The organism is Duganella aquatilis, from assembly GCF_009674565.1.
GTDB classification, from domain to species: domain Bacteria; phylum Pseudomonadota; class Gammaproteobacteria; order Burkholderiales; family Burkholderiaceae_D; genus Rugamonas; species Rugamonas aquatilis.
The window spans coordinates 1-8,601 of record NZ_WKJL01000053.1; the positions used below are offsets into that span (position 1 = coordinate 1).

Here is an 8,601-nt window from a genome sequence, read left to right on the forward strand (position 1 = left end):
GCCGAAGGCGTCGCAGATGCCGGAGGCGGCCGACCCGGTGCGCATCGACATCATCGACGCCGCCTCCGGCATCTGCGACGCCTTCGGCGACGGCCTGGCCGCGCAGCAGCGCTGGCAGGGCCGCTTCGGCGCCGACCTGGACGGCGCGGCGCCGATCGCCGCCGGCTGGATCAGCGACTTCTTCGGCACCTGCGCCTTCCAGCGCAGCGAATACGGTCGCGCCATCGGCCACCTGATGCTGAGTTTCGAGACGGCGCTGGCCACCGGCCAGATCCGACGCGCCATCATCGTCGCCACCAACATCGGCAACGGCTTCACCAGCCTCAATGCGCACGAAGCGGCGCTCGACTGGATGCAGCGCGGGCTGGACCTGGCGCGCCCCACCGGCTGGCCGCTGAGCATCGGCATGTGCCTGATGCAGACCGCCGAAACGCTGCGCCAGCTGGGCCAGCGCGACGCCGCCCAAAGCCTGCTGCGCGAGGCCCTGAGCACCCTGGCGCCGCTGTCCGGATCGCGCGCCTACGCGGTGGCGCTGGAATACCAGGGCGACCTGGCGCTGGACCTGGGCAACCACGTGGCGGCACTGGAGAGCTTCACGCGCCTGGCTGCGCGCGGCGACGCCCTGCGCCAGAACGATTTCCAGAGCAGCGCGCGGCGCGGCCAGGCGCACGCCCTGTCGCACCTGGCGCGGCCGGTCGATGCGCTGGCGGCGGCGCAGGCCGCGCTGGCGCTGGCGCGCGACCATGGCGACGCGTCAAGCCAGATCGCCGCGCTGAATGTGCTGGCCGACATCCACGCCCGCCACGACCTGCCGGCGCCGGAGCTGATGATGGCGCCCAACGCCATGCTGCACTACCTGAACCTGGCGCTGGAAATCGCCGCCACCATCGAGGGCTACACGGTGCCGGGCGCGCTGCTGGATGCGGCGGCGCGCGAGTATGCCGCCATCGGCGACTACGAGCGCGCCTACAACATCTCGCTGCGGGCCGGCGCCGCACGCGACCAGACCCACAGCAAGGAAGCCACCAACCGCGCCATCGCCATGCAGGTGCAGTACCAGACCGAGCGCGCGCAGACCGAGGGCGAGCATCATCGCCAGCTGGCCGCCGCCGAGGCGCAGCGCGCCGAAGTGCTGCAACAGACCAGCGCCACGCTGGAACACCTGAGCGCCATCGGCCAGGAGATCACCGCGCACCTGGATGCGGCGGCGGTGTTCCGCGCGCTGGACCGCCACGTGCACGGCCTGCTGGACGCGACGCACTTCTCGATCTTCCTGCTGCAGCCGGACGGCGAGTCGCTGGTGTGCGAATTCGGCATCGAGGCCGGCAAGCAGCTGCCGCGGGTGCGCATCACCGCCGCCGACCCCAGCGCCAACACCGCGCGCTGCCTGCGCGAGCGGCGCGAGATCCTGGTCGAACTGGAAGACGAAGGCGTGACGCCGAACCTGATTCCCGGCACGCTGGCGACCCAGAGCCTGCTGTTTGCGCCGCTGCGCGTGGGCGAGCGCGTGCTGGGCGTGATGACGGTGCAGTCGCTGCTGGCGCATGCCTACGGCGAGCGCGAACGGCTGATCTTCCGCACGCTGTGCGCCTACGGCGCCATCGCGCTGGACAACGCCAGCGCCTACCGCCAGGTGGCGGCGACGCAGGAACAGCTGCTGGAAAAGAACCTGGAACTGGAGCAGGCCTACAAGGCGCTGGAAGAAGTCAGTCTGACCGACCAGCTGACCGGCCTGCGCAACCGCCGCTTCTTCCTGCAGAACGTCGACGCCGACGTGGCCCTGAGCCTGCGCGGCTACGACGTCGGCCAGCACCGCGAACTGACCGAGTGCGATCTGCATGCGGCCAAGGACCTGGTGTTCTTCATGGTCGACCTGGACCACTTCAAGGAAGTCAACGACCGCTATGGCCATGCCGCCGGCGATTCGATCCTGGTGCAGATGCAGGAGCGCCTGCGTGAAGTGTTCCGCGAATCGGACTATGTGATCCGCTGGGGCGGCGAGGAATTCCTGGTGCTGGCGCGCGCCACGCACCGCGACGAGGCGCCCGGCGTGGCGGAGCGCATGCGCCGCGCCGTCGCCGAGCGCGATTTCGAACTGCCGGACGGCGAGCGCCTGTCGAAGACCTGCTCGATCGGCTTCGCCTGTTTCCCGTTCCTGCCGGAGCAACCGCGTTTGCTGTCCTGGTCGCAGGTGGTGGAGCTGGCCGACCAGGGCCTGTACATCGCCAAGCGCTCCGGCCGCAACGCCTGGGCCGCGCTGTACAGCACCGAGGCCACGCGGCCGGACGGCGTGTTCCCGCGCCTGATGCAGCAGCTGGGCCAGGCGGTGACGGACGGTGAAGTGCGGCTGGTGTCCAACCTGACCGGCCCGCTGGTGCTGAGCGGCGAGCGTCGCCGCATCGGTTTGTCCAGCGACCTGGAACTGAGCTAACGATGGAAAAGACGCGCTGCAGCTGGGCCAATCCGGCCAATCCCCTGTATCTGGCATATCACGACACCGAGTGGGGCGTGCCTTGCCACGACGAGCGCCGCCTGTTCGAGATGCTGAACCTGGAAGGCGCGCAGGCGGGCTTGAGCTGGGAGACCATTCTCAACAAGCGCGAGAACTACCGCAAGGCATTCGACAAGTGGGACGCGAAAAAGATCGCGGCCTATGGCCCGGACAAGGTGGCCGAACTGCTGGCCAACGCCGGCATCGTGCGCAACCGCCTGAAGGTGGCGGCGGCGATCACCAATGCGCAAGCCTATCTGCGCCTGCTCGACAGCGGCAGCAGCCTGGATAAGCTGTTGTGGTCCTATGTCGGCGGCAAACCTGTCGTCAACGGCAGCGGCCCGCGTCCAGCCAAGACCGAGCTGTCGGACCGGATTTCCAAGGATCTGGCCAAGCTGGGCTTCAAGTTTGTCGGCTCGACGATCATCTATGCCTATATGCAGGGCATCGGCATGGTGGACGACCATGCGCCGGACTGCTTCTGCCGGAAGGCGCGCAAGTGACAACGCGGGTAGTGCTCGACACGGTGTTTTGTGGCGAGCGGTTGGCAACGGCGCGCGCGCAAGGCGGGCGTTTGCACTACATCGCGCTGGCGGCCGCGCTGCCGCCGGCCGCCTCGGTGGCGGACGCGCAACTGCGCGCGCTGTGGCCGCTGAATCTCCCCGGCTTCCACCGCGTTATCCTGAATGACGATGTCACGCTGGACCTGCTGGTCGGCGCGGCCGACGCCGTGCTGCCGCAGATTACCGCGCGCGTGAATGCATTCCATCTCGATGCCTCGGTAACGCCGGCCATGGCGCGCACGCTGGCGAAGCTTGCCGCGCAAGGCGCCGTGCTGCATGCAAGCGCCGCCGACGAGGCGCTGGTGTGGGCATTGACGGCGGCGGGTTTCGTTTGCCGGTTGGCGGGCATCGGCCAGGACATCATCGCCGAATACAGGAGCCGTGCGCCGCGCGCCGCCGAACCCGCGCCGCAGCGGCGTGCCGTGGTGATCGGCGCCGGCGTTGCCGGTTCCGCTGTCGCGCACCGCCTGTGCGCGCGCGGCTGGCAGGTGACGCTGATCGAACGCCATGCGCAGCCGGCGCAGGAGGCGTCCGGCAACCTGGCCGGCATCTTCATGCCGCTGCTGTCCAAGGACGACAACATCCCCACGCGCCTGAGCCGCGCCGCCTACCTGTTCGCGCTGCGCGAATGGCGCCGCATGGGCGGCGCCGGCAAGGCCTTCGACGGCGCCGATTGCGGCGTGCTGCAACTGGCGCGTGATGCGAAGCACGCGCTGGTCCAGCAGGACGTGGTGGCCGCATGGGACTATCCGCAAGAGTATGTGCGCTGGGCCGATGCACAGGAAGCCAGCGCCCTGATCGGCGCGCCGACGCCGCATGGCGGCTGGCTGTTCGGGCAGGGCGGCTGGGCGCGTCCCGCGTCGCTGTGCGAGGCGATGCTGGCCGCCTGCGGCGAACGCTTGCAGCGCGTGTTCTGCACCGAGGCGCTGGCCTTGCAGCGCGAGGACGGCGAGTGGCTGGTGCGCGCCGAAGGCGGCGCCCTGGTCGCGCAAGCGCCGACCGTGATCCTGGCCGGCGGCGCCGGCGCCACCCGCATCGCGCAGGCGGCCGAGCTGCCGCTGTCGCGCCTGCGCGGCCAGGTCACGCACCTGCCGGTCGATGCCACCGCCATGCCGCCGGTGCTGCCGCTGGTGGTGTGCCGCGAAGCCTATGTGACGCCGCCGTCGGGCGGCATCGTCTGCGCCGGCGCCACCTACGACAACGACGACGATCCGGCCCTGCGCGCCAGCAGCCAGTTGGAAAACCTCACGCGGCTGGCCGAGATCATCCCCGGCGACGCCGTCGCCGCGCTGGCCGACAGCGCGCCGCTGGCGGGCCGCGTCGGCTTCCGCTGCGCCGCGCCGGACCGCCTGCCGCTGGCCGGCGCGCTGCCGGACTACGACAACGCCGGCCGCCTTGAATTCCTGCCCGACGTGCCGCGTCATCCGGGCCTGCATTGCCTGCTGGGCTATGCGTCGCGTGGCCTGATCTGGGCACCTCTGATGGCAGAGCTGCTGGTCTCCCAACTGGAGCATGCGCCTTCGCCATTGGAAGCCGCCCTGGTGGACGCTCTCGATCCCGGCCGCTTCCTGCTCAAGCAACGGCGCCGCGCGCAGTAAGCACAGCCGCTGGCGACGCCATAATCAACACGTTATAATCAGCCCGGTGAACAACAATCCCGCGCCGTCCATGGAGAACCGCACAATGGATGAACAAGAAGCGCCCCAGCACGAAGGCTCCCCGGAGCTGTTCATGTTCCTGGCATCGACGGTGCATGACATGAAAAATTCGATCAGCGTCCTCAGTGGCACGCTGGAGAACCTGCTGGCCGCGCGCCAGCCCAGCGCCGCGCCCGAGTACGACCAGATGGCGCAGATGCTGTACCAGACCAAGCGCCTGAACGACAACCTGATCCAGTTGCTTGCGTTGTACAAGGATGTCGGCAAGCCGGGCTACCCCTTCGATCCGGCGCCGCGCAGCATGCGCGACCTGGTGGAACTGGTATCCGGCCAGGCGCACATGCTGCTGCAGTCGCGCGGCATCGCCCTGGACGTCGCCTACCCGGACAACGCCATCTGGACGCTGGACGAAGACCTGGTCATCGGTGTGCTGGTCCACGCCATCAACAACGCAGTGCGCTACACGCGCGACCGCATCCGCCTGTCGATCGCCATCGACGGCGACTACCTCGAACTGCGCGTGGAAGACAACGGCGTCGGCTTCCCGGAAGCCATGCTGGAAAGCGGCGCCAGCGCCAAGGCGGCGATCAACTTCCTCAGCAACAGCAGCGGCCTCGGTCTGTACTTCTCCAGCGAAGTGGCGAAGATGCACAAGTATCGCCAGCGCAACGGCAGCATCGCGCTGGAAAACGGCGGCGCGCTGGGCGGCGGCTGCTTCGTGCTGCGCTTGCCGTGACCATGGGCGGGGACATCATGACCTCCATGGCGAATCATGCGGAAAGCGGCATCGACTGGGAAGAAAAGCGCTACCTGATCATCGACGATTTCGTCGGCATCCGCCAACTGCTGCGCGAGTCGCTGCGCAACCTCGGCGCCAAGCATATCGACCAGGCCTCCAGCGGCGGCGAAGCCATGGTGCTGCTGGCGAAAACCCGCTACGACGTGGTGCTGTGCGATTACAACCTGGGCGACGGCAAGAACGGCCAGCAGGTGCTGGAGGAAGCGCGCATCCGCAACCTGATGCTGCCGAGTAGCGTGTGGCTGATGGTGTCGGCCGAGAAGAGCGTGGAGTCGGTGATGGGCGCGGCCGAGCATCAGCCGGACGCCTACATCATCAAGCCGATCACCGAAGCCGTGCTGCTGACGCGCCTGAACCGCGTGTGGGTCAAGAAGCAGATCTTCCACGAGATCGACCAGGCCTTCGCCGACAAGGACTACCTGCGCGCGGCCAAGCTGTGCGGGGAGCAGGTGGCGCACCATCCGCTGCACGCGATCGACCTGCTGCGCATGAAGGCCACGCTGCTGCTGAAGGCCGGCGAGGTCGATCAGGCCGGCGTGGTCTACGAGCAGGTGCTGCAGGAGCGCGACTACAACTGGGCGCGCTGCGGCCTGGGGAAAATCCGTATGGCCGATGGCGACCTCGAATCGGCGCGGCTGATGTTCCAGGCGGTGATCGCCGACAACCGCTTCTACATCGACGCCTTCGACCAGCTGGCGCAGTCGTTCCAGCTGCAGGGTAAAACCGAAGAAGCGTTCGACGTGCTGCAAAAGGCGGCCAAGCTGTCGCCCAATTCGGTGCCGCGCCAACGCTCGCTGGGACAGACCGCGCTCAAGCTGGGGAATATCCCGGTGGCGGAAAAGGCCTTCCGCAAGTGCATCGAGATCGGCGAGTTTTCGGTGCGTAAAACGGTGGACGCCTATCTCGGCCTGGCGCGCGTGTGCGGCCAGAAGAACGACACCAAGGAAGCCATCCGCCTGCTCAACGCCGCCGTGCACCAATTCGGCGGCGACCAGGTGACGCTGCGCGCCAAGATCACCGAGGGCCTGGTGTATCACGAGAGCGGCGACTTCCGCCGCGCGCGCAAGTCCGGCGACGAACTGGAAGCGATGCTGGCGGACGATGCGCGCCAGCGGCCCGACACCGAAACCTGCCTCGACATGGCGACGCTGCTGTTCGCGGTCGGCGTCAAGGAAGCGCCGGTCAACCTGCTGTGCTACGTCACCCGCAACAACCACGACAACGCGGCGCTGCTGGACGACGTGCAGAAAATCTTCGACCGCGCGCGCATGACCGACGAGGGCATGGAGCTGATCAGGAATGCGCGGCTGGAGGCGGCGGAGATGATGAACCGCGGCGTGCTGCTGTGGAAGACCGGCAAGCTGGCCGAGGCCATCGAGTGGATGCGCGTGGCGCGCCGCGCGCTGCCGCACAATATGCGGATATTGTTCAACTCCGCACAGATCATCATTTCGGAGCTGCAGCAGAATGGCTATCAGCGCGGCCTGGCCGATGAAGCCATCGGCGTGTTGATGCATGTCGATTCCCTGGCGCCGGGGCAGCAGCGTTTTGCGCAGCTGATGGAGCAACTGGCGATGCTGGCGCCGATGTCCGGCGTGGTGGCGGCGGCGGCGGCCAGCGAGTACGAAGCGGCCAACGGCCCGGTGCCGGAGAGCACCCGCTTCACCAGCAATTAACTGAACAACCCAGCGGGAGAAGAAAAATATGCGCGATATCGCAAAAGAAGTTTACACAAAAATGAAGGTGGGCAGCGTGGCCTGGATACGTCCGGTCGCCGCCAAGGGAGATACCCTGGAGAGTTTCCAGGCCGCCCACGCCAGCGCCAAGCTGCTGGAGGAAGAGGGCCTGATCGATATCGAGAAAGTGCAGCGTCAGGCCGATGGCCTGATCGACGCCATCCGCATCCAGCGGCTGGCGTAAATCCTCTGATTATTTGTCGCCGGCCGGTTTGGCTGGTTTGGCGGCGGCTTTTTTCGCGGCCGGCTTTTTGGCCGCCGGTTTTTTCGCGGCTGGCGCTTTGGCTGCCGGCGCTGCGCTTGCCGGCGAGCCGGCCGCCGCCGCCGCGAACTTGACGGCGGCATCGGCCATCATCGATTCCGACGCCATGGCGGTCGATACCGCCTGCTTGAACTGTTCCTGCAGCAGGTTCCACCAGGCGTTGGGCTGGCCGCCGCTCGGCGCGTCGGCTTCCGGTTTCGGCGCCTCGGCCTTGGCTTCAGGCGCCGGAGCAGGCGTTGGCGCTGGCGCCTTGGCCTGGTCGGCTTCGCGCGCGTGGTGGAAGAAGGCGGAGGCGTAGGGATTGGCGTCGAAGATCGACTTGTCGCTCACGCCGGTGTTGACGGCGGAGGCCAGGCTGGCGCCCACCGACTTGAGCGTGGCGATGGTGCCGCGCTGGACTTCCAGCGCCTGGATGCTCCCGCGCAGCATGCTCATATTCAGATTGAGCCAGCTCTCGACAGCTTTCAGGTCGTTGATCTTCTTGTCCAGTTCCTCAACCGACAGCGTGGGCGCGGTGAGGCCCGGCACGCTCATGCTGCCCCACAGGTTCTTGACGAAGTCCAGGGTGTCGGTCATTACTCCTGCGCCGGGAATGTTCGGCATTTGTGGATGCGGCATGAGAAACCTCCTGTGGAATGGAGTAATCAGCGTAGCAGATATCGCTCTGTCATTCAAAAGGTTTTGACAACATTTCCGCAGCCATGAAGCCGATTCGGCCGATCCCGTTTAAACTAGCGGCCATGACGATCGTTTCTTCCCTTACCCGACACCGGCGCGTGCTGTTTTTGTGCGCGGCCACGGTGGCGCTGCATTATGCCGCCATCGATTGGGTAGGCGGCCGTCTGAGCGCGCAGACGCACCGCGCTTCCGATGTCGCGCCGTCGCTGATGACGGCCCAACTGCGGCTTGCGCTGCCCAAGCGGGTGGAGAGCACGCCGGCGCCGGAAGTGAAGCCGCTGGCGCAGCATGCGCCGAAGCCTGTCGTCAGGCCGAAGCCGGCGCCGCTGCCCGAACCGGCGGCGCTGCCGATGCCTGTCGCGCCGTCCGCCGACGTGCCGGCGCTGATCGCCGCCGAGCCGGAAATCGCCGTGG

7 protein-coding genes and 1 pseudogene are annotated in these 8,601 nt (G+C 67.4%); 7 read left to right on the plus strand and 1 reads right to left on the minus strand.

Translation table 11 applies throughout. The features are described 5' to 3' along the window. From GJ698_RS29865 to GJ698_RS29890, 6 genes are all read left to right on the plus strand, one after another. Positions 1–2,431 (plus strand): GGDEF domain-containing protein (locus tag GJ698_RS29865; RefSeq protein ID WP_154361495.1); only part of this gene is annotated, 2,431 nt, incomplete at its 5' end. Positions 2,432–2,433: 2 nt separating this feature from the next. Next, positions 2,434–2,994, plus strand: a complete 561-nt coding sequence (locus tag GJ698_RS29870; protein WP_154361496.1) for a DNA-3-methyladenine glycosylase I — start codon at positions 2,434–2,436, stop codon at positions 2,992–2,994. Continuing rightward, positions 2,991–4,652 carry an FAD-dependent 5-carboxymethylaminomethyl-2-thiouridine(34) oxidoreductase MnmC1 gene (mnmC1, locus tag GJ698_RS29875; protein ID WP_371865477.1) on the plus strand — a complete coding sequence of 554 codons (1,662 nt, stop codon included), beginning with the start codon at positions 2,991–2,993 and terminating at the stop codon, positions 4,650–4,652. The genes GJ698_RS29870 and mnmC1 overlap by 4 nt, the downstream gene beginning before the upstream one ends. A gap of 85 nt (positions 4,653–4,737) precedes the next feature. Continuing rightward, the gene (locus tag GJ698_RS29880) at positions 4,738–5,448 is read left to right on the plus strand and encodes a sensor histidine kinase (protein ID WP_154361497.1); all 711 of its coding nucleotides are present in this window, start codon (positions 4,738–4,740) and stop codon (positions 5,446–5,448) included. A 17-nt stretch (positions 5,449–5,465) separates the two neighbouring features. Beyond that, entirely contained in the window at positions 5,466–7,187 is a 1,722-nt protein-coding gene (locus GJ698_RS29885) for a tetratricopeptide repeat-containing response regulator (RefSeq protein WP_229260223.1), read from the plus strand. Positions 7,188–7,215: 28 nt separating this feature from the next. After that, positions 7,216–7,431 (plus strand): hypothetical protein, encoded by a 216-nt coding sequence (locus tag GJ698_RS29890; protein WP_154361499.1) that lies wholly within the window; start codon positions 7,216–7,218, stop codon positions 7,429–7,431. 9 nt (positions 7,432–7,440) lie between these two features. Here GJ698_RS29890 and GJ698_RS29895 read toward each other — a convergent pair whose 3' ends face one another. Beyond that, complete coding sequence (locus GJ698_RS29895) at positions 7,441–8,127, minus strand: PhaM family polyhydroxyalkanoate granule multifunctional regulatory protein (RefSeq protein WP_154361500.1); 687 nt, start codon at positions 8,125–8,127, stop codon at positions 7,441–7,443. A gap of 122 nt (positions 8,128–8,249) precedes the next feature. Between GJ698_RS29895 and GJ698_RS29900 the strand changes: the two are divergent. Further along, positions 8,250–8,601, plus strand: a pseudogene (locus GJ698_RS29900) (DUF3108 domain-containing protein); the annotation flags it as partial.

Bases quoted from the DNA above. Each gene is read 5' to 3' on its own strand.
- GJ698_RS29880 (WP_154361497.1), top strand. From the start codon at position 4,738: ATGGATGAACAAGAAGCGCCCCAGCACGAAGGCTCCCCGGAGCTGTTC.
- GJ698_RS29870 (WP_154361496.1), top strand. From the start codon at position 2,434: ATGGAAAAGACGCGCTGCAGCTGGGCCAATCCGGCCAATCCCCTGTAT.
- GJ698_RS29895 (WP_154361500.1), bottom strand. From the start codon at position 8,127: ATGCCGCATCCACAAATGCCGAACATTCCCGGCGCAGGAGTAATGACC.
- GJ698_RS29885 (WP_229260223.1), top strand. From the start codon at position 5,466: ATGACCTCCATGGCGAATCATGCGGAAAGCGGCATCGACTGGGAAGAA.
- GJ698_RS29890 (WP_154361499.1), top strand. From the start codon at position 7,216: ATGCGCGATATCGCAAAAGAAGTTTACACAAAAATGAAGGTGGGCAGC.